The organism is Stenotrophomonas sp. 704A1 (assembly GCF_030549525.1).
GTDB classification, from domain to species: Bacteria; Pseudomonadota; Gammaproteobacteria; order Xanthomonadales; family Xanthomonadaceae; genus Stenotrophomonas; species Stenotrophomonas tuberculopleuritidis.
Genome location: NZ_CP130831.1, coordinates 2,647,631 through 2,666,137 on the forward strand (window position 1 = coordinate 2,647,631; position 18,507 = coordinate 2,666,137).

The following is an 18,507-nucleotide window of genomic DNA, read 5'->3' on the forward strand; positions in this document are numbered from 1 at the left end:
TCCTTGGTCAGGTCAGGTCAGCCGATCCCGGCTTCGGCTTCGATCTCATCCAGCCCGCGGACCGGATAGCGTTCCTGCAGCTGCAGCAGGTAGGCCTGCACTTCGCGCTGGCGTACCTGCAGTTCCAGGTAATCGCGGATCTGCGCATGCACCGCCTCGAACGACAGCGGCTGGCCCTGCTCGCGGGCATCGACGCAGACCACGTGGTAGCCCCAGCGCGATTCCACCGGGAAACCGGCCAGGCCCTCGCGCAGGCGGAACACCTGGCGGTCGAACTCCGGCGTGGTCTGCCCGCGCTGCAGCCAACCCAGGTCGCCGCCCTCGGCGCTGGACGGGCAGCGCGAGTGGCGCAGCGCGAAATCGGCAAACAGGTGTGGCGCCTGCTTCAGTTCGTTGGCCAGGCGTTCGCCTTCCGTGCGGGCCTGCAGGCGCCCGGCCACGTCATCGGCCGGCGCCGCCAGCAGGATGTGGCGCAGGCGCACGCGGTCCGGGGCGCGGAAGCGCTCGGGGTTCTGTTCGAAGTAGCGCAGGCAGTCCTCGTCGGTCGGCACGCGGTCCTCGATGGCGTCCTCCAGCAGCTGCTGGATCAGCACTTCCTCGTCGCTGACCCGGCCCCCGGCCGGGACCAGCAGGCCCAACCGCTGGGCCTCCAGGCGCAGCAGCTCGCGCACCACCAGTGCACGCGCCGCCTCGGCGCGCGACTGTTCCGGACGCATCGCCCGGTGGTGCTGCATTTCACGCGCGATGTCGGCTTCGCTGATCGCGGTGTCCTCCACGAACAGCCGGCACGGGGCCGGCTGCCCGAGCGAACGCGGCCCCTGCTCCGCCCCGTCGTGGTGGTGCTGGTGGGCCTCGGCCGGCACCGGCTGGGCGGAGTCGATCACGGTGATCGGCAGGAACTTCGGCAGGCTGCCCATGGCTTACTCCCGCGGACCGTAGCGCAGCGTGGCCTGGCGCCGGCGCACCACCTGATACGGCCGCCACAGGTAGCTCAGCGGAATGCTCCACACATGCACCAGGCGGGTGAACGGCGCGATCAGGAACAGGGTCAGGCCCAGGAAGATGTGCAGCTTGTAGACCCAGCTGACCCCCACGATGTAGTCCGCCGCACCGGCGCGGAAGGTGACGATGTGCTGCGCCCATTCGGCCAGCTGCACCATCACCCCACCGTCCAGGTGGCCGGACGAGATGCGGATGCTGTACAGGCCCAGGCACAGCTGTGCGAACAGCAGCACCAGCACCAGGGTGTCACCGAAGCTGCCGGTGGCGCGTACCCGCGCATTGAACAGGCGGCGCACCAGCAGGATGCTGATGCCGATGAAGCACAGCACACCGAACACGCCGCCCACCACCATCGCCAGCATCTGCTTCTGCGACGAGGTGATGAAATGCTCGTACAGCGCGTGCGGGGTCAACAGGCCGACCAGGTGGCCGCCGAGGATGGCCAGGATGCCGATGTGGAAGCAGTTGCTGCCGATCCGCATGCCCTTGTCCGACAGCATCTGGCTGGAGCCGGTGCGCCAGGTGTACATGGCCTTGTCATAGCGGGCCCAGCTGCCGATCAGCAGCACCGCCACGGCGATGTACGGGTAGTACTGGAAGGCGAATTGATGCAGATAGTCGTTCATGGCTGGACCTCACGGTGCACGGGACGGGCCGGCGAGCGCGTCGGTGGCTTGCAGTCTTCGGCAGGGGCTTCGGCGCCGAAGCGCACCGCCTCCTCTTCCCACAGCTTGTCCATCGCCTCGGCGGTGTCGTCGCGGGGTTCTTCACTGGCGCGTTGCCGCAGCGCCTCCAGGTTGACCTTGCCGTCGCCCGCTTCGACCAGTATTTCCAGCAGCGGCACATGCGGCAGCTTTCGTTCGGCCGCGCGCGCGGCCAGCATGCCGGCGATGTGGCCGATGTGGTGCAGCCATTCACGCGCCTCGGTGTCCGGGCGATGGGCCAGGAACTCCAGCAGCAGCGGCAGGTAGTCCGGCAGTTCGCGCGCATCCAGCTCGAAGCCGTGCTTGCGATAGGTTTCCACCAGATCGACCATCGCCTGGCCGCGGTCGCGCGACTCGCCATGGATGTGCTCGAACAGCAGCAGGCTCATCGAGCGACCGCGGTCGAAGGTCGCCAGCCACGCCGCCTGCGCATCCAGCGGATCGCTGTCCAGCAGCTGCTGCACGAAACCGCGCAGCTGCTTTCGCCGGGTCGGCGCCAGGGCCACCTCGTCACAGGCGGCAAGCAGTTCCCCGCCGTGCTGCCACAGTTCGTCGCGGGGGTAGTCCAGCAGCACCCCCACCAGCTTCAGCACGCTCATCACACCACCTCCTTGCGGCGATGGTTGGGGCCGTTGTCCACCACGAACGTTGTGCTCTTGCGCTGGCCGAACAGGTCGGCCGGGCTGTCGCCGTTGCAGCCGTTGCCGAAGGTGAAGCCGCAGCCGCCGCGCTCGCCGAAGGCGTCGTTGGCGTACTCGCGGTGGGCGGTGGGAATCACGAAACGGTCCTCGTAGTTGGCGATGGCCAGGTAGCGGTACATCTCCTCGGCCTGGGCCACGGTCAGCCCGGTCTGGTCCAGCACGGCGGTGTCTTCCACGCCGTCCACGTTCTTGGCGCGGCGCCAGGCGCGCATGGCCATCAACCGTTCCAGCGCGCGTACCACCGGCGCCTCGTCACCGGCCGACAGCATGTTGGCCAGGTAGCGCACCGGGATGCGCAGCGAGGCCACGTCCGGCAGTTCGCCGCTCATGCCGATGCGGCCGCGCTCGGCGGCGGACTGGATCGGCGACAGCGGCGGCACGTACCAGACCATCGGCAGGGTGCGGTATTCCGGGTGCAGCGGCAGGGCCAGCTTCCAGTCGATGGCCAGCTTGTACACCGGCGACTGCCTGGCCGATTCCAGCCAGCTGTCCGGGATGCCCTCCTTGCGCGCGGCGGCGATCACCGCCGGATCGCTGGGGTCCAGGAAGATGTCCAGGTGGGCCTGGTACAGATCCTTCTCGGCGGGTACCGATGCCGCCTCGGCAATGCGGTCGGCGTCGTACAGCATCACCCCCAGGTAGCGGATGCGGCCTACGCAGGTTTCCGAACACACCGTCGGCTCGCCCATTTCGATGCGCGGGTAGCAGAAGATGCACTTCTCCGACTTGCCGCTCTTCCAGTTGTAGTAGATCTTCTTGTACGGGCAGGCCGACACGCACATGCGCCAGCCACGGCACTTGTCCTGGTCGATCAGCACGATGCCATCTTCTTCGCGCTTGTAGATCGCGCCCGACGGGCACGCCGACACGCACGCCGGGTTCAGGCAGTGCTCGCACAGGCGCGGCAGGTACATCATGAAGGTCTTTTCGAAGGCGCCGTAGATCTCCTTCTGCACTTCATTGAAGTTGTAGTCACGCGAGCGCTTGCTGAACTCCGAGCCGAGGATCTCCTCCCAGTTGGGGCCCCACTCGATCTTCTGCATGCGCTCGCCGCTGATCAGCGAACGCGGCCGCGCGGTCGGCTGGTGCGGGCTGTCCTTGGCGGTGTGCAGGTTCTGGTAGTCGAAGTCGAACGGCTCGTAGTAGTCGTCGATCTGCGGCAGGTCCGGGTTGGCGAAGATCTTGGCCAGCATCCGCCAGCGGCCACCGGCGCGCGGCACCAGCTTGCCGCTGCCGGTGCGCACCCAGCCCCCGTTCCACTTTTCCTGGTTTTCCCATTCCTTCGGGTAGCCGATGCCCGGCTTGGTTTCCACGTTGTTGAACCAGGCGTACTCCACACCCTCGCGCGAGGTCCAGACGTTCTTGCAGGTGATCGAGCAGGTATGGCAGCCGATGCACTTGTCCAGGTTCAGCACCATCGCGATCTGTGCACGGACCTTCATCACACCACCTCCTTGGCCATCGCAGGAACGCTTTCACCATCCAGCCAATCGATCTTGTCCATCTTGCGCACGATCACGAATTCATCGCGGTTGGTACCGCAGGTGCCGTAGTAGTTGAAGCCATAGGCCAGCTGCGCGTAGCCGCCGATCATGTGGGTGGGCTTGAGCACGATGCGGGTCACCGAGTTGTGGATGCCGCCGCGGGTACCGGAGATCTCCGAACCCGGTACGTTGATGATGCGTTCCTGGGCGTGGTACATCATCGCCATGCCCGGCATCACCCGCTGGCTGACCACCGCACGCGCGGCGATGGCGCCGTTGACGTTGAACAGCTCGATCCAGTCGTTGTCGACGATGCCGGCGCTGCGCGCGTCGTCCTCGCTGATCCACACGATCGGGCCACCGCGCGACAGCGTCTGCATGATCAGGTTGTCGCTGTAGGTGCTGTGGATGCCCCACTTCTGGTGCGGGGTGATCCAGTTCAGCACGATCTCCTTGTTGCCGTTCGGGCGCTGGTTCAGCAGCGGCTCGACCGTGCGTGTGTTGACCGGCGGGCGGTAGCTCATGAACGCCTCGCCGAAGTCGATCATCCACTCGTGGTCCTGGTAGAACTGCTGGCGGCCGGTCACCGTGCGCCAGGGGATCAGCTCATGCACGTTGGTGTAGCCGGCGTTGTAGCTGACGTTGTCATCCTCAAGGCCCGACCAGATCGGCGAGGAGATGATCTTGCGCGGCTGTGCCTGGATGTCACGGAAGCGGATCGCCTCGTGTTCCTTGCCCACCGCCAGATGGGTGTGCTCGCGGCCGGTGAAGCTGCCCAGCGATTCCCACGCCTTCACCGCCACATGGCCGTTGGTTTCCGGCGCCAGGTGCAGGATCACCTCGGCCGCATCGATCGCGGTCGAAATGGCCGGACGGCCCTGGCTGACGCCCTCCTCGTGCACGGTGTGGTTGAGCTTGCCGAGGAAGTCGACCTCATGCCGGGTGTCCCAGTTCATGCCCTTGCCGCCGTTGCCCAGCGTGTCCAGCAGCGGGCCCAGCGAGGTGAACTTGCGGTACAGGTTCGGGTAGTCACGCTCCACCACCGTCATCGACGGCATGGTCCGGCCCGGAATCGCCTCGCACTCGCCCTTCTTCCAGTCGGCCACGCCGAACGGCATGCCCAGTTCGTTGGGCGTGTCGTGCAGGGTCGGCACCAGCACCAGGTCCTTCTCCACGCCCAGCACGCCCGGCGCCATCTCGCTCACGGTGCGGGCGACTTCCTTGAAGATCTCCCAGTCGCTGCGCGATTCCCAGGCCGGGTCCACCGCCTTCGACAGCGGGTGGATGAACGGGTGCATGTCCGAGGTGTTGAGGTCGTCCTTCTCGTACCAGGTCGCGGTCGGCAGCACGATGTCCGAATACAGCGCGGTGGTGCACATGCGGAAGTCCAGCGTCACCAGCAGGTCGAGCTTTCCTTCCGGCGCTTCATCGCGCCAGGTCACTTCCTGCGGCTTGACCGCGCCCATCTCGCCCAGGTCCTTGCCCTGCAGGCCATGGCGGGTCCCCAGCAGGTGCCGCAGCATGTACTCGTGGCCCTTGCCCGACGACCCCAGCAGGTTCGAGCGCCAGATGAACATCATCCGCGGGTGGTTCTGCTGCGCATCCGGGTCGGCGAAGGCGAAGTCCAGCGAGCCGTCCTTGAACTTGCCCAGTGCATAGTCGGCCGGCGCCACGCCCGCCGCTTCGGCCTCGCGCACCAGCTGCAGCGGATTGCGGTCCAGCTGCGGGGCGCTCGGCAGCCAGCCCATGCGCACCGCGCGCAGGTTCAGGTCGGCCAGGCTGCCGCTGTACTTGCGCGCATCCGCCAGCGGCGACAGCAGCTCGTCCACCTGCAGCTTCTCGTAGCGCCACTGCCCGGTATTGAAATAGAAGAACGAGGTGCCGTTCATGTGCCGCGGCGGCCGGCTCCAGTCCAGGCCGAACGCCAGCGGCTGCCAGCCGGTCTGCGGGCGCAGCTTCTCCTGCCCCACGTAGTGCGCCCAGCCGCCACCGGTCTGGCCCACGCAGCCGCACATGATCAGCATGTTGATCAGGCCGCGGTAGTTCATGTCGTTGTGGAACCAGTGGTTCATGCCCGCGCCGACGATGATCATCGAGCGGCCCCGGGTCTTGTCGGCGGTGCGGGCGAACTCGCGGGCGATCTCGATCACTTCGCCGCGCGACACGCCGGTGATGCGCTCCTGCCACGCCGGGGTGCCCGGTACCATGTCGTCGAAGCTGCGCGCCACGTTGCCGCCACCGAAGCCGCGGTCCACACCGTACTGGGCCAGCAGCAGGTCGTAGACCGTGGCCACCAGGGTCTGGCCGCCGTCGGCCAGGGCCAGGCGGCGCACCGGAATGTTGCGCTCAAGCACGTCTTCGGCCGGGGCGGCGGTCCAGCCGTCGCTCTCGATGCCGCCGAAGTACGGGAAGCTCACTGCTTCGATGCCTTCGTGACCGTCGGCCAGGCTCAGGCGCAGACGCGTATCGGCACCGTTGCTTTCCTTTTCCTCGATGTTCCACTTGCCCTTCTCGCCCCAGCGGAAGCCGATCGAGCCGTTCGGCACCACGATCTGGCCGCTGTTCTCGTCGTAGGCCAGGGTCTTCCAGTCCGGGTTGTTGGCCTCGCCCAGTCCGCCCAGCTCACTGGCGCGCAGGAAGCGCCCCGCCACCAGACGGCCATCGTCACGACGCTCCAGGCGCACCAGCATCGGCATGTCCGAGTACTGGCGGCAGTAGTCCTGGAAGTACGGCGAGGGCGAATCGACGTGGAACTCGCGCAGGATCACATGGCCGAAGGCGAATGCCAGCGCCGCATCGGTGCCCTGCTTGGGATGCAGCCAGTGGTCGGTCAGCTTGGCCAGCTCGGAATAGTCCGGGCAGATCGCCACCGTCTTGGTGCCGTTGTAGCGCGCCTCGGTGAAGAAGTGCGCATCGGGGGTGCGCGTCTGCGGCACATTCGAGCCCCAGGCGATGATGTAGCGGCTGTTGTACCAGTCGGCCGACTCGGGCACGTCGGTCTGCTCGCCCCAGATCTGTGGCGAGGCCGGCGGCAGATCACAGTACCAGTCATAGAAGGACAGGCAGGCGCCGCCCAGCAGCGACAGGTAGCGCGCACCGGCGGCGTAGGACACCATCGACATCGCCGGGATCGGCGAGAAGCCGACCACGCGGTCCGGGCCGTACTGCTTCACCGTGTACAGGTTGGAGGCGGCGATGATCTCGTTGGCCTCTTCCCACTGCAGGCGCACGAAGCCGCCCATGCCGCGGCGGCTCTTGTAGGAACGCGCCTTCTGCTTGTCCTCGACGATGCTGGCCCAGGCATCGACCGGGCCCATGCTCCTGCGCGCTTCGCGCCACAGGCGCAGCAGCGTGCCGCGGATCAGCGGGTACTTCAGCCGGTTGGCGCTGTACAGGTACCACGAGTAGCTGGCGCCGCGCGGGCAGCCACGCGGTTCGTGGTTGGGCAGGTCCGGGCGGGTGCGCGGGTAGTCGGTCTGCTGGGTCTCCCAGGTGACCAGGCCGTTCTTGACGTAGATCTTCCAGCTGCACGAACCGGTGCAGTTCACACCGTGGGTGGAGCGCACGACCTTGTCGTACTGCCAGCGCTGCCGGTAACTGTTCTCCCAGTCACGGCCCTCACTCTTGGCGAACCCATGGCCATCGGCAAAGGGCTGGGGGTCACGCTTGAAGAACTGCAAGCGATCAAGGAAATAACTCATCGGGATTCTCCCTTTGCGGACATCTGCATCGTGGCTGTGTGTGTCATCTGGCTGCGGTGCGTTTTCATTGTCAGCAGGGTGTCTCGGCACCGCGCCGGTAGTACCACCACCAGGTCACGGCCAGGCAGGTGACGTAGAAAACGACGAACCCGTACAGCGCCATGTCGGGGCTGCCGGTCAACGTGATCGAGGAGCCGTAGCTCTTGGGAATGAAGAAGCCGCCGTAGGCACCGATCGCACCGGAGAAGCCGACCACCGCGGCCGATTCGATGCTGGCCTGGTGCCCGGCGGCGGCCTTGCCCTCGGCGCTGTCGTTGGCCGACCAGCGCTCGTGCAGGGTGCGGAAGATCACCGGGATCATGCGGAAGGTGGTGCCGTTGCCGATGCCACTGAGCACGAACAGCGCCATGAAGCTGAGCAGGAAGCCGTAGAAGTGGCCGCCCTGGCCATCGCTGGGCAGGAAGTGCAGCACACCGAACACCGCGGCGATCATCAGCGCGAACACCCAGAAGGTCAGGCGCGCGCCGCCCCAGCGGTCGGCCATGCTGCCGCCCACCGAGCGCATCAGCGCACCCAGCAGCGGGCCGATGAAGGCGTAGGCCAGCGGGTTCACGTCCGGGAACTGGCTCTTGACCAGCATCGGGAAGCCGGCCGAGAAGCCGATGTAGGAGCCGAACGTGCCGATGTACAGCCAGCACATCAGCCAGTTGTGCTTGCGGCGGAAGATCACCGCCTGCTCGGAAAACGAGGACCGCGCACTGGTCAGGTCATTCATGCCGAACCAGGCGGCGATGGCGCAGATCGCAATCGCCGGCACCCAGATGAAGCCGGCGTTCTGCAGGAACAGCGGCGCGCCGCCGTCCTGCGTCGGCTGCGGCGCGCCACCCAGCGCACCGAACACGCCCACGGTGATCGCCAGCGGGATCACCGCCTGCGCCACCGACACGCCTACATTGCCCAGGCCGGCATTCAGGCCCAGCGCCAGGCCCTGCTTCTGCTTGGGGTAGAAGAAGGAGATGTTGGACATCGACGACGAGAAGTTGGCGCCACCGAAGCCACACAGGATCGCGATGGCCACGAACACCCAGTAGGGCGTGGCCGGGTTCTGCACCGCAAAGCCCAGCCAGATCGTCGGCGCCAGCAGCGAGGCGGTGGACAACGCCGTCCAGCGGCGGCCGCCGAAGATCGGGATCACGAACGAGTAGAAGATGCGCAGGGTCGCGCCGGACAGGCTGGGCAGCGCCACCAGCCAGAACAGCTGGTCAGTGCTGAAACTGAAGCCGATCTTCGGCAGGCTGATCGACACCGCCGAGAACAGTACCCAGACCGAGAAGGCCAGCAGCAGCGAGGGAATGGAGATGACCAGGTTGCGGGTGGCGACCCGCTTGCCGGTGCGCTCCCAATAGCCGGGGTCTTCCGGCGTCCAGTCGCTGATGACGCGACCGGAACGGGCAGTGCTGCGGACAACAGGATCGCTACCAACGGTCATACATGGCTCCATGGCTGTGGAATGACGTGGGTACTGCGCTTCAAGTTGTGACCCGTCGTCATGCAGCCATTAGGCCGTGCAGCACGGACGACGGGGTTGATCTGGATCAATCAGGGACCGGTTTCCACCCTGCCCCTGACAAATGTCAAACCGGTGACGCGGAAGGGCGGCGGGTCACCCCGCGCTGGCGCACGCTGTCGCGTACGTCGACATCGAACTGCAGCTGCAGCGTGGTGCCATCGTCCAGGTACAGCGGGAACGCCAGGCCGTCGCGGCACGGCAGGCGCGCGGCCAGTGCCTCGACCGCGGTCCGTGGCAGCACCAGCCGGCAGTCGGTACCGCCGTCCAGCAGCACCGCCTGCTCGCCGCCATGCAGCGAAACGGCCGTGCCCCAGCCCCCGCCGCCGCCGAAACGGGTCAGGTTCTCCACGCTGTCGCCGGCCAGCAACCGGGCCAGCTCGGCCTCGTCCAGGCGCAGGCGCATCGCCTGGTCCTGCAGCTGCACCTTCATGAGGCGACATCCTCCCATTGGGCGGGGGTATTGCAGTTCACCATCGCGCTTTCGTCAGCAGGGGCCAGGCGCACCGTGTGGGCACCCAGACGGTGTTGCAGGGCCTGCAGGGATCGCGGGCCAAGGGGGTCATGGATCATGGATTCGAGGAGATTACGACTTTCATTGTCCACATTAAACAGCATCGGAAGCGGATGCCCGTCATAGATCGTGCACTGCCCCTGGTGCGCCTGCTTCAATTGCTGAAGCAGTTGCGGGGTCAGCCGCGGGGTGTCCACCGGGACCACCCAGGCCAGGCCGTCGGGCATCTGCAGGCACACGCTGTACAGCCCGCCCAGCGGCCCGCAGCGCGTCACCCGGTCCGGAATGCCGTCGAATGCCGGGTAATGGCCACTCACCCAGACCCGCTCCGCCCCGGCCTTCAGCAACAGACCACGCATATGCTCCAGCAGGGTACCGCCGCGCCATGGCAGCAGCGCCTTGTCGCGGCCCATCCGGCTGGACAGCCCGCCGGCCAGCACGATCCCGTCAGTGGGAAGGATCGTGGTCGTGCGCATGGTCATGTGCGGGCTCGCTGTCCGCATGGCACAGGCTGCAGCCTTCGCTCCACGCGCTGTCGCCGTCTTCGTAATGCTCCTGCTTCCAGATCGGGCACTGGTGCTTCACCGCCTCGATCAGCTGCCGGCAGGCACGGAACGCCTCATCGCGGTGCGGGCTGCCGGCGGCCACCACGATGGCCACGTCGCCCACCGCCAGCCGCCCCTTGGCGTGGGCCACATACAGCTTCAGCCGCGGCCCGAAGCGGGCCTCGATCTCCGCCGCGAAGCGCTCGATCTCGTTCAGCACCAGCGGCTCGAACAGGTCATAGCTGATGCCGCGTACCGGCCGCCCGACATTGAGGTCGCGCACCTTGCCGATGAACACGTCGATGCCACCGAAGCCCGGATCGGACACCGCCGCGATGCCCTCGGCCGGATCGATCGCCGCCTGCGCGCGCTCCACCACTTTCGCCGTGATCTTCCCGCTCATCGCTCAGCCCCCACTGACCGGCGGCAGGATCGCCACCCGGCCATCCTCGGGCAGCGCCTCGTGGTCACGCAGCACGCGTTGCTGGTCGGCGAAGGCCGAATAGTCCAGCAGGCCCGCGCGGAAGCCCGGCCAACGCGCCGGCAGCAGCTCGCGCAGCGCCTGGCGCAGGTCGGCCACGGTAGCGCCGGCCACGTCCACCGCGATCTCGCGGCTGGCATCCAGATCGGAAAACGCACCGAACAACTGCAGATTCACCTGTTTCATCATGACTCCTGGCTCGCCAGCTGCACCGGATCGTGGTGACCCCAGCCCTGCACGCGCACCGGCGTGCCGGCGCTGGCCAGGTCGCCCTCGCCCTCCAGCACCACCCAGGCGTTGGCCTGCAGCATGGACATCAAACGGAACGATTCCTGCCCGGACAGCACGCGCGCGCTCAGGCGGCCCTGCCCATCCACTTCGACCCGCGCACGGGCGTGGAAGCGCAGGCCCGGCGGCGTGCGCACGTCGGCCTGCAGCGGCAGCTGCAGCACCGGCTCCGGTGCCAGCCCCAGCAGGCGGCGCAGCACCGGCTCGACGAAGAAGCGCTGGCCCACCGCCGCCGAGACCGGGTTGCCCGGCAGGCCGAAGTACAGCGCGCCGTTGGGCAGCACCGCGAACAACAGCGGCTTGCCCGGGCGGATCGCCACCTTGTGGAACACGATGCGCGCGCCACGGCCACGCAGCGCATCGGGAACGAAATCGTAACGGCCGGCCGACACCGCGCCGGTACTGATCAGCAGCTGCGCGCCCGCAGCCAGCGCCTCGTCCAGCACCGCATTGAACGCGGCCACGTCGTCGCCCACCGTGCCCTGCCAGACCACCTCGGCACCGGCGGCCTGCAGGCGGCCGACCAGGTACGGCCGGTTGCTGTCACGGATCTGGCCGGATTCCAGCGTCTGCGTGGCGTCCGTCACCAGCTCCTTGCCGGTGGCGATCACCGCGGCCTTCGGCTGCGCCACCACCGCCACTTCGCCCACGCCGATGGCGTGCAGCAGGGTGCGCGCGTTGATGTCCAGCACCTGCCCGGCCTGCAGCACGCGCTCGCCGTCGCTCACGTCCTGGCCGCGCAGGCGCACGTTCTGGCCCGGCTTCACCGTGCCGTTCAGGGCGATGCGGGTCGGGCGTCCATCGTCGCTGGCGAGGACCGCCACGTTCTCCACCGGCACCACCGTATCCAGCCCCACCGGCATGCGTGCGCCGGTCATGATTTCCCAGGCACCCTCGCCGCCTTCGGCGCCGGCATCGCCGGCCGCCTGCCAGCCCTGCACGGCGAATTCGCTACCGGCCTCGAATACCGCGCCGTTGGCGCGCAGCGCGAAGCCATCCATCGCCGAGTTGTCGAACGGCGGCAACGATTGCCCGCTGTGGATGTCACTGGCCAGGGTACGGCCGGCAGCCGCATGCAACGGCAGGCGCTCGGCCGGCAGCGGCGCGGCCGCCGCCAGCAGGTGCTGCAGTGCTTCGCTGTAGGCGATCATGCGTGGCCACCGCCATCGACCATCGCCAGGGCATGGCCGAGCACCGGCGCCAGGATGTCCAGGCACTGCGCCGCCGCCTTCGGGCTGCCCGGCAATGCAAACACCAGCATGTTGCCCAGCTGCACCACCTCGGCGCGGCTCAGCCAGGCCATCGGCGTGTGCTGCGCGCTCAGCGCCCGCACCATCTGCGCCAGGCCATGCACCGGCCGCGCGTTCAACGAACGCAGCGCCTCCGGGGTCAGGTCCCGCGGGCCCAGCCCGGTACCACCGGTGCACAGGCACAGGCGCACACCCTCGGCGGCCAAGGCCTGCAGGCGGCCCGCCAATGGCTCGATGCCATCAGGCAACACCTCGGCGGCTACTACCTCACCGCCCAGCTTCTTCACACCGCTCACCAGGGTCGGGCCAGACACATCTTCATAGGTGCCTTCGCTGGCGCGGTCGCTCAGCGTGATCACCGCGCAGGCCGCGCCGTCCAGGCCCTTCGGTGCACGCGGCTTGAAACGCGCGCGCTCGGCATCGTCCATGCCATCCGGGTGCAGCCAGACACCGCGCTTGCCGCCCTCCTTGAACAGCAGGCGGATGCCTTCGATGCGCAGGGCCGGTTCCACCGGCTTGCTCAGGTCGTACAGGGTCAGCAGCGCCGCGTTGACGCCGGCCAGGGCCTCCATCTCCACACCGGTGCGCGCTTCGCTCGCGCACTCGCACCACACGCGGATCGCCTGCCGTTCCGGCACCGGCGCGCAGAACACCTGCACCAGTTCCAGCGGCAGCGGGTGGCACAGCGGCATCAGCATCGAGGCCATCTTGGCGCCCTGCAGGCCGGCAATTTCGGCCATCACCAGCGCATCGCCCTTGGGCAGGCGGCGCTCGACGATCAGCGGATAGGCCACCGGACCGGCATGCAGCTCGCCCACCGCCACCGCACGGCGGCGGGTGATGCGCTTGTCGCGGACATCGGCCATGTGGAAGGCCGCATTCAATTCCCCACTCATCGTGTTGCTCATCCTCCGATGGAGGCCAGGTGCGGGGTCAGCCCGGTCTGGCCCTGGTGCAGTCCATGCCCGGCCGCTTTCAGGCCAAGCTGTGTGGTGATGCGTGCCAGCAGCGCGTCGTGGTCATCGTCGCGCTGCAGCAGCGGGCGCAGCGGCACGCCGAACTCGCCGAACAGGCACAGCCGCAGGTCGCCCTTGGCGGTTACCCGCAGGCGGTTGCAGCCCTTGCAGAAGTCACGCGAATACGGGGCGATGATGCCGATGCTGCCGCGGTGGTCCGGGTGACCAAAGTCACGTGCCGGGCCGGCATCGGCCGCGCGCGGCCGCTCGTGCCAGCCGGCCGCCAGCAGCTGCTCGATCAGCACGTCGGCGCGCAGGTGGTGGCGCTGGAAATAGGCTTCGTTGTCGCCGGTGCGCATCAGTTCGATGAAGCGCACGCTGAAGGGACGGTCGCGCAGGTAGTCCATCCACTGCGGCAGCTCGTCGTCGTTCAGGCCGCGCAGCAGCACCGCATTGAGCTTGATCGCCGGCAGGCCCAGCGCCTGTGCCAGGGCCAGCCCCTGCTCGATCTCCGGCAGGCGGTCATGCCCGGTGATGGTCCTGAAGCGCTCGCGCTGCAGGCTGTCCATGCTCACGTTCAGTGCGGTCAATCCGGCCCGGTGCCAGCCCGGCAGCCGCCGCGGCAGCAGGGTGCCGTTGGTGGTGATGGCGACCTTGCGGATACCCGGTACAGCGGCCACCGTGGCGATGATCTCGTCCAGGTCTTTGCGCAGGCTGGGCTCGCCGCCGGTCAGGCGGATCTTGCTCATGCCCAGCGCGGCAAACGCGCGTACCAGGCGCGCGATTTCATCCACCTGCAGGAAGCGCGGGCGGCCATCGGCCTGGTAACCGTCGGGCAGGCAATAGCTGCAACGGAAGTTGCACGCTTCGGTCAACGACAGGCGCAGGTACGGGAAGCTGCGTCCAAAACCGTCGGTGAGTTGGCTCATGGCTGGTCCACCTTGTTGCTCCACCGTCTTGCCTGTACCCGGAACGGCCCGGAAACCCTCGTCTGCTGGAACGATTGCCAGAGTACGCGGCAGTCAGTTCCATGGGCATGACTTAAATCAATCGACTTCGGCCCCGCGCGGCAGGTGTTGTGGCAGCATGCGGCTTTCCGTGCAGCGGGCGTGTGACAACCCTCATGATGATGAACGATTTCCAGCAACTGCTGCAGGCCGCCAGCGCGCAGTCCGAGCCGCAGCGCCTGCTGTTCGTGTTCGTAAAGGCCGACCTGCCCGAATCGCCCACCGCCGACCAGCGCGACCGGCACGACCGTCGTGAAGGCGGCACCCTGTCGCCGGTCCTGTGCGTGGACAAACTGCCGAGCGAGGTCGCCAGCTTCCAGGCGCTGGCGGCCGAATCGACCACCACCGGCATCGACTGGGACCTGGTGTTCGTGGCCGCCATGGACGGCCGCGCCGGCATCGCCCCGAACAGCGACGAAGCCGCGCGCCCGCTGCAGCTGATGGTCAACGCCATCCATGACGGTCAGATCGGCCGCTTCGCCGCCTTCGACCGTGGCGGCGAGCCCGTTCAGTTCTATTGAGCCACCCGCTGCAGGGTCAGGAAGAAGATCACCAGCACGGTGTTCAGGCCCCAGGCCACGGTCAGCCCGCGCGCGGCCACGCCCAGGTTGGGGGTGCGCGCGGTCGGCGCCGCCCGCCATACCGCCGGGATGATCCAGCCGGTATAGAGCAGCAACACGGCAAATACCCCCAGCAGCAGCGTGGTGCGCTGGTTGGCCAGGGCCCAGAGCGCTACCGCCCACAGAATGTTGCTGGGAATGACGCCCTGCAGCCAGAACACACTCCACAGGCGCGTACGGCCTTGGCGGTCGGGCGCGGGGTGCAGGGAAGCGGTTGCTGTCATAAGTCACCCTTCTGTTTAGGAAGCATGCCGGGCAAGCCTGCGCTTGGTGGCCGGGAACGTCAAGGAAGGACGCAATCGGTAGCGCCGGGCCCTGCCCGGCGGAATCCTTCACGGTCGCGCGCCGTCGGCTCGCCAGGCCGGGCCCGGCGCTGGCCATGGGTTGTCGCCATCGCCCCTCCCCGCCCGCTTCCTTTCCTCGCCCAACCTCGACACCTGTCGCAGATTGCACGGTGCGGGCGGATCACCGCGCCAGCCCGCGCTGGCAATGCTTAACAGCGTGGGAGAATGCCGAAAGCGTCTCCAATCGAGTGATGTTTACAACTCTTCTGATTGGCATTGCACAGCACCACGGGCTCAGATGGCGTGCCACCGGAAAAGGGTGGCCGGGCTTCGAACACCCGAGTTGATGTTGACGTATGCGCTTGCCAGCCGGCGCCACCCTAGCGTGGCGCCGGCTGGCAATCCGTCTGCCGGCTATGGCGGGCGGTGCGTGGGGGCCTTCGGGCCCGCCGGACTGACATCAACCCGGTGTTCGAACCACGTACCGTCCGCCACTTTTATGCGTGGCGGCTACCGATTGCCCTGCACGGAGCCCTGCCATGAACGAATCGGACTTCCCGCATCTGCAAGCCTACCGCAGCACCGCCCACGACGACGGTTCGCCACAAGCTGCGCCTGCAGTGGACAGGAACACTTTCATTGCCAATCTCAACCGCATCGGCTCCGGTGCGGCGGCCGATGGCCAACCCTGGCCGGAGCGGCATCAACTGCCCGGCCGCTGCCTGGCCCTGGCCGATGCCGACTGCGCGTTGAGTGGATTGCGCGTGGTGCTGGAAATGCTGTTGGCTGCAGAGCGCACCCGCCAGAACGGCGAACCCGGGCAATACGTGGGCGACCGGGTGATGGAGGGATTGGTGATGGCCTGCCAGTCGCTGTGCGCGCAGGCGGTGGGGCGGTTGAAGCCCGAAGGGTGAAGGCCATCTGCAACGCCATTCAGCGAGGATCGCCTCCCGCCCGACACGCCGTCGGCGCAGCGCCCTTGTCCGGGGGAACCGCGTGTACATTCCAGCGATCTGCCAAAGCGCGTTCGACGCGGACAGAAAATGACCGTGCCTCGGCGGGCAGCTTCCCTTCAGAGAAGCCGATAGCTATCTCGAAGCGATCCAATCCGAGGTTCCCCGCCTCCATTCCAGAGCCGTCTTCCCGCTTCACTCCGACGTAGACGACAGGGCGCTTAACGTCCACCTTTGACTTGGCAAGCTGGCGATCCAATTCCGCGCTGCCATCAAAGAACTGCATTCCTTCGTCCTTGGCGATGGCGCTGAGGGTCTGCTTGAACCGCCTCAAGCCCTCTTGGTCATGCACGCAGAACTGGATCATCTTGAAGGGCCGCTTCCCTACAGCCCATGCGCCGCCAGAGAATCCAAGTCCGACGCCAATCAGAAGTAGTGCTGTCAGGAGCTTCACCACCATCAAGGCCCCAATATGTGGAGTGTGGCGGCCAACGGCCCCGCCGGAGCACGAATCACGAAACCAGGCACGCAGGACGGCTCGGTCGTTTCAGGTTGACAAGGGATCTTCTGTTCCCCGTGCATGGGGACGACAAACAGATCCTCATTGTCCCTCATTGTGTCCATCGCAACCCAAACCCTCGCTTGCGCGCCTGTAGAGAACCCGGCGAGCAGATGCCCGCCCCCTTCTTCATAGATCAGGTCACCAACAGGCTCGCCTCTGTACTCCAGCTCTGCACTTTGCAAAGCGGCATAGACCGGCTTCTCACGCAGCTCGCCTCGATGGAGCCCCCGAAGGATCAATAGCGCCGTGCCCGCGAGAAGGATGAAAAGCAAGACACAAATGAATCTCATGGACTGGATTTCCCGTCAGGCCCCTGAACGTGGGAGAGCGCTCCCCACTGCAGACACTGTGCACTTTGTTTCGTTCGACAACCTCCGATGGTCGCCACCGCCGGGAGCTCCGCCCTCCCCCTCTCACCGCGCCTGAAGCTCCCCGAGGTTGAGATCCCTGGCATATGACCGCCGACTACTGATCTGAACTTCCTTGAATGCGAACCTTCGACCGTCCCTGCATTCGACGGCGAATCGGTAGCTTCTGGGTTCCGGCCCTGCAACGACCATCATGGGGACCGAGAATGTGCTTCCAACCGGTTTCGACGAAACTACACCCTCGTCCTCCCCAAGCATGCTCAGCTCACAATCGAGCGTGCGAACGTCACCCTGACCTGGTGGCACGCTTCCCGAGACGCGCACGATCATATCGCCACCCGATGTTGCACAGCCCGCCAGAACCAGACCGGTAATGACAGCAGCGGCACACCTCACCTTTGGCATCCCCGAATCCTCAGTACGCACTGTTACGTCTTACGCCGATAGCCATTCAGGGAATCATCAACCGCATCAATAGATACCCGCCATGATACGAATATAGTCGTCGAGCGAATCCACCCGCCGATCGACTGCAACGCCGCGTTCTTTTGCGAGCGTTTGAAGCTCGAATATTAGAACTCCATACCCCGAGTCCCAGTGATGAGCTTCACCAGGCGACAGTTCCTTCGAAAACCGATCTGCGGGACGGAGCTTCCCGGAGGGCAGTCGTAGCTCATCTGCAACATGCTCCAGCAGCTCCACTACGGCTTCCTGATCCAGGCCACTATCCGCATAATATTGGTCATAGAAGCTAGTTGGCGACAGCGCCTCTCTTTCTCTCAGTTTGTCTTTCATTTCCATTCGCCTCTACGTGCCGCCTGTCCTACAGCCACCATAGACCATGGGACCGATATCCCAGAACCCCTCCCTCACACGACGCTCGGCCGGAAATTGCCGAATCAGGCGCCGGAAAAGGAGGCTGCCAAATGCCACTCACGCATTCGCCTACCAAGCGAGACCATCCGGCTATCTATAGTTCTATTCCGCTGTAAACAAGGCCCAATTCTTCATCTTGCATGACCCAGCGACCAACATTACCCTCCGGACACAGATAGAACTTGCCGCCATAGCTTGACGCTCGCGCCCACGCGTTGCGGGCAAACTGAGGAAATCTCCGCATGACTCGCGCGTCGGACATCTCCGGTCTGCTCACTAGCCTGCAGTCTTCGGGCAAAGCAAGAACCCCACTGGTCAGGCGGAAAACCAGCCACGATTCATTTGTGTCCATGTCGTGCGACTCGCGTATGTTGACTGCGTCCTCAGGCAACCATGAAGGCAACCACTTCGATTCACCGATTGCTTGTCTTGAGACGGCTTGGTTGCGGTCTGCATACTCGGTGCTGGCAACTTCCATGCAACCAGAAAGTGCGATTGACAGCGTCACGATTGGGAGCAGCTTGGCAGCGTGCATTTGAGGCGTCCGAGTCATCAGCAGGAGAAGTTACCACCACGTCCGAGGCGATTTGCCAGCTGATCCGCGGCGGAGTCAGCGGCAGAGTTGCCCTTGATGTTTTGATCGA

Annotated in this window: 20 protein-coding genes; 2 read left to right on the plus strand and 18 right to left on the minus strand. The window is 66.2% G+C overall.

Annotated elements, in window-relative coordinates; translation table 11 throughout:
- Positions 1-17: 17 nt before the first annotated feature.
- From Q5Z10_RS12340 to moaA, 13 genes are all read right to left on the minus strand, one after another.
- Positions 18-917, minus strand: a complete 900-nt coding sequence (locus Q5Z10_RS12340; protein WP_303635724.1) for a peptidylprolyl isomerase — start codon at positions 915-917, stop codon at positions 18-20.
- Between the two features lie 3 nt (positions 918-920).
- Complete coding sequence (gene narI / locus Q5Z10_RS12345) at positions 921-1,628, minus strand: respiratory nitrate reductase subunit gamma (RefSeq protein WP_303635725.1); 708 nt, start codon at positions 1,626-1,628, stop codon at positions 921-923.
- Entirely contained in the window at positions 1,625-2,305 is a 681-nt protein-coding gene (gene narJ, locus Q5Z10_RS12350) for a nitrate reductase molybdenum cofactor assembly chaperone (RefSeq protein WP_303635726.1), read from the minus strand. The genes narI and narJ overlap by 4 nt, the downstream gene beginning before the upstream one ends.
- Positions 2,305-3,849 (minus strand): nitrate reductase subunit beta, encoded by a 1,545-nt coding sequence (gene narH, locus Q5Z10_RS12355; RefSeq protein WP_303635727.1) that lies wholly within the window; start codon positions 3,847-3,849, stop codon positions 2,305-2,307. Before narH ends, narJ begins: the two co-directional genes overlap by 1 nt.
- On the minus strand, positions 3,849-7,592 hold the full coding sequence (locus Q5Z10_RS12360; protein WP_303635728.1) for a nitrate reductase subunit alpha: 3,744 nt from the start codon (positions 7,590-7,592) through the stop codon (positions 3,849-3,851). The genes narH and Q5Z10_RS12360 overlap by 1 nt, the downstream gene beginning before the upstream one ends.
- Positions 7,593-7,662: 70 nt before the next feature.
- Positions 7,663-9,081: a NarK family nitrate/nitrite MFS transporter gene (locus tag Q5Z10_RS12365; RefSeq protein WP_303635729.1), complete on the minus strand. Its 1,419-nt coding sequence runs from the start codon at positions 9,079-9,081 to the stop codon at positions 7,663-7,665.
- Positions 9,082-9,226: 145 nt separating this feature from the next.
- A complete protein-coding gene (locus Q5Z10_RS12370) occupies positions 9,227-9,592 on the minus strand; it encodes a hypothetical protein (protein ID WP_303635730.1) in 366 nt (121 codons plus the stop codon).
- Entirely contained in the window at positions 9,589-10,155 is a 567-nt protein-coding gene (gene mobA / locus Q5Z10_RS12375; protein ID WP_303635731.1) for a molybdenum cofactor guanylyltransferase, read from the minus strand. The genes Q5Z10_RS12370 and mobA overlap by 4 nt, the downstream gene beginning before the upstream one ends.
- Positions 10,121-10,621 carry a molybdenum cofactor biosynthesis protein MoaE gene (locus tag Q5Z10_RS12380; protein WP_303635732.1) on the minus strand — a complete coding sequence of 167 codons (501 nt, stop codon included), beginning with the start codon at positions 10,619-10,621 and terminating at the stop codon, positions 10,121-10,123. The genes mobA and Q5Z10_RS12380 overlap by 35 nt, the downstream gene beginning before the upstream one ends.
- Positions 10,622-10,624: 3 nt before the next feature.
- The gene (locus Q5Z10_RS12385) at positions 10,625-10,885 is read right to left on the minus strand and encodes a MoaD/ThiS family protein (protein ID WP_303635733.1); all 261 of its coding nucleotides are present in this window, start codon (positions 10,883-10,885) and stop codon (positions 10,625-10,627) included.
- Complete coding sequence (locus Q5Z10_RS12390; protein WP_303635734.1) at positions 10,885-12,138, minus strand: molybdopterin molybdotransferase MoeA; 1,254 nt, start codon at positions 12,136-12,138, stop codon at positions 10,885-10,887. Before Q5Z10_RS12390 ends, Q5Z10_RS12385 begins: the two co-directional genes overlap by 1 nt.
- Entirely contained in the window at positions 12,135-13,133 is a 999-nt protein-coding gene (gene moaCB / locus Q5Z10_RS12395; protein ID WP_303635735.1) for a bifunctional molybdenum cofactor biosynthesis protein MoaC/MoaB, read from the minus strand. Before moaCB ends, Q5Z10_RS12390 begins: the two co-directional genes overlap by 4 nt.
- An 8-nt stretch (positions 13,134-13,141) precedes the next feature.
- Positions 13,142-14,122, minus strand: a complete 981-nt coding sequence (gene moaA, locus Q5Z10_RS12400) for a GTP 3',8-cyclase MoaA (RefSeq protein ID WP_303635736.1) — start codon at positions 14,120-14,122, stop codon at positions 13,142-13,144.
- 194 nt (positions 14,123-14,316) lie between these two features.
- On the opposite strand from moaA, the gene Q5Z10_RS12405 reads away from it, so the two are divergent.
- Positions 14,317-14,721 (plus strand): ribonucleotide reductase subunit alpha, encoded by a 405-nt coding sequence (locus tag Q5Z10_RS12405; RefSeq protein ID WP_345783992.1) that lies wholly within the window; start codon positions 14,317-14,319, stop codon positions 14,719-14,721.
- Here the strand turns inward: Q5Z10_RS12405 and Q5Z10_RS12410 are convergent.
- Complete coding sequence (locus tag Q5Z10_RS12410) at positions 14,715-15,044, minus strand: hypothetical protein (RefSeq protein ID WP_303635738.1); 330 nt, start codon at positions 15,042-15,044, stop codon at positions 14,715-14,717. The genes Q5Z10_RS12405 and Q5Z10_RS12410 overlap by 7 nt on opposite strands.
- A gap of 599 nt (positions 15,045-15,643) precedes the next feature.
- On the opposite strand from Q5Z10_RS12410, the gene Q5Z10_RS12415 reads away from it, so the two are divergent.
- Complete coding sequence (locus tag Q5Z10_RS12415; RefSeq protein ID WP_303635739.1) at positions 15,644-16,018, plus strand: hypothetical protein; 375 nt, start codon at positions 15,644-15,646, stop codon at positions 16,016-16,018.
- A gap of 19 nt (positions 16,019-16,037) precedes the next feature.
- On the opposite strand, the gene Q5Z10_RS12420 is transcribed toward Q5Z10_RS12415, so the two are convergent.
- The 4 genes from Q5Z10_RS12420 to Q5Z10_RS21460 form a co-directional block, all read right to left on the minus strand.
- Positions 16,038-16,517 (minus strand): hypothetical protein, encoded by a 480-nt coding sequence (locus Q5Z10_RS12420; protein ID WP_303635740.1) that lies wholly within the window; start codon positions 16,515-16,517, stop codon positions 16,038-16,040.
- On the minus strand, positions 16,517-16,909 hold the full coding sequence (locus tag Q5Z10_RS12425) for a hypothetical protein (RefSeq protein ID WP_303635741.1): 393 nt from the start codon (positions 16,907-16,909) through the stop codon (positions 16,517-16,519). Before Q5Z10_RS12425 ends, Q5Z10_RS12420 begins: the two co-directional genes overlap by 1 nt.
- A gap of 549 nt (positions 16,910-17,458) precedes the next feature.
- Complete coding sequence (locus tag Q5Z10_RS12430) at positions 17,459-17,782, minus strand: hypothetical protein (protein WP_303635742.1); 324 nt, start codon at positions 17,780-17,782, stop codon at positions 17,459-17,461.
- A gap of 175 nt (positions 17,783-17,957) precedes the next feature.
- On the minus strand, positions 17,958-18,416 hold the full coding sequence (locus Q5Z10_RS21460; protein WP_503457089.1) for a YbbD-related protein: 459 nt from the start codon (positions 18,414-18,416) through the stop codon (positions 17,958-17,960).
- Positions 18,417-18,507: the final 91 nt, after the last annotated feature.

Excerpts from the sequence above, each read along its gene's own strand:
- Q5Z10_RS12340 (WP_303635724.1), bottom strand. The coding sequence starts at position 917 with ATGGGCAGCCTGCCGAAGTTCCTGCCGATCACCGTGATCGACTCCGCC.
- narI (WP_303635725.1), bottom strand. The coding sequence starts at position 1,628 with ATGAACGACTATCTGCATCAATTCGCCTTCCAGTACTACCCGTACATC.
- narJ (WP_303635726.1), bottom strand. The coding sequence starts at position 2,305 with ATGAGCGTGCTGAAGCTGGTGGGGGTGCTGCTGGACTACCCCCGCGAC.
- narH (WP_303635727.1), bottom strand. The coding sequence starts at position 3,849 with ATGAAGGTCCGTGCACAGATCGCGATGGTGCTGAACCTGGACAAGTGC.
- Q5Z10_RS12360 (WP_303635728.1), bottom strand. The coding sequence starts at position 7,592 with ATGAGTTATTTCCTTGATCGCTTGCAGTTCTTCAAGCGTGACCCCCAG.
- Q5Z10_RS12365 (WP_303635729.1), bottom strand. The coding sequence starts at position 9,081 with ATGACCGTTGGTAGCGATCCTGTTGTCCGCAGCACTGCCCGTTCCGGT.
- Q5Z10_RS12370 (WP_303635730.1), bottom strand. The coding sequence starts at position 9,592 with ATGAAGGTGCAGCTGCAGGACCAGGCGATGCGCCTGCGCCTGGACGAG.
- mobA (WP_303635731.1), bottom strand. The coding sequence starts at position 10,155 with ATGACCATGCGCACGACCACGATCCTTCCCACTGACGGGATCGTGCTG.
- Q5Z10_RS12380 (WP_303635732.1), bottom strand. The coding sequence starts at position 10,621 with ATGAGCGGGAAGATCACGGCGAAAGTGGTGGAGCGCGCGCAGGCGGCG.
- Q5Z10_RS12385 (WP_303635733.1), bottom strand. The coding sequence starts at position 10,885 with ATGAAACAGGTGAATCTGCAGTTGTTCGGTGCGTTTTCCGATCTGGAT.
- Q5Z10_RS12390 (WP_303635734.1), bottom strand. The coding sequence starts at position 12,138 with ATGATCGCCTACAGCGAAGCACTGCAGCACCTGCTGGCGGCGGCCGCG.
- moaCB (WP_303635735.1), bottom strand. The coding sequence starts at position 13,133 with ATGAGTGGGGAATTGAATGCGGCCTTCCACATGGCCGATGTCCGCGAC.
- moaA (WP_303635736.1), bottom strand. The coding sequence starts at position 14,122 with ATGAGCCAACTCACCGACGGTTTTGGACGCAGCTTCCCGTACCTGCGC.
- Q5Z10_RS12405 (WP_345783992.1), top strand. The coding sequence starts at position 14,317 with ATGATGATGAACGATTTCCAGCAACTGCTGCAGGCCGCCAGCGCGCAG.
- Q5Z10_RS12410 (WP_303635738.1), bottom strand. The coding sequence starts at position 15,044 with ATGACAGCAACCGCTTCCCTGCACCCCGCGCCCGACCGCCAAGGCCGT.
- Q5Z10_RS12415 (WP_303635739.1), top strand. The coding sequence starts at position 15,644 with ATGAACGAATCGGACTTCCCGCATCTGCAAGCCTACCGCAGCACCGCC.
- Q5Z10_RS12420 (WP_303635740.1), bottom strand. The coding sequence starts at position 16,517 with ATGGTGGTGAAGCTCCTGACAGCACTACTTCTGATTGGCGTCGGACTT.
- Q5Z10_RS12425 (WP_303635741.1), bottom strand. The coding sequence starts at position 16,909 with ATGAGATTCATTTGTGTCTTGCTTTTCATCCTTCTCGCGGGCACGGCG.
- Q5Z10_RS12430 (WP_303635742.1), bottom strand. The coding sequence starts at position 17,782 with ATGAAAGACAAACTGAGAGAAAGAGAGGCGCTGTCGCCAACTAGCTTC.
- Q5Z10_RS21460 (WP_503457089.1), bottom strand. The coding sequence starts at position 18,416 with ATGACTCGGACGCCTCAAATGCACGCTGCCAAGCTGCTCCCAATCGTG.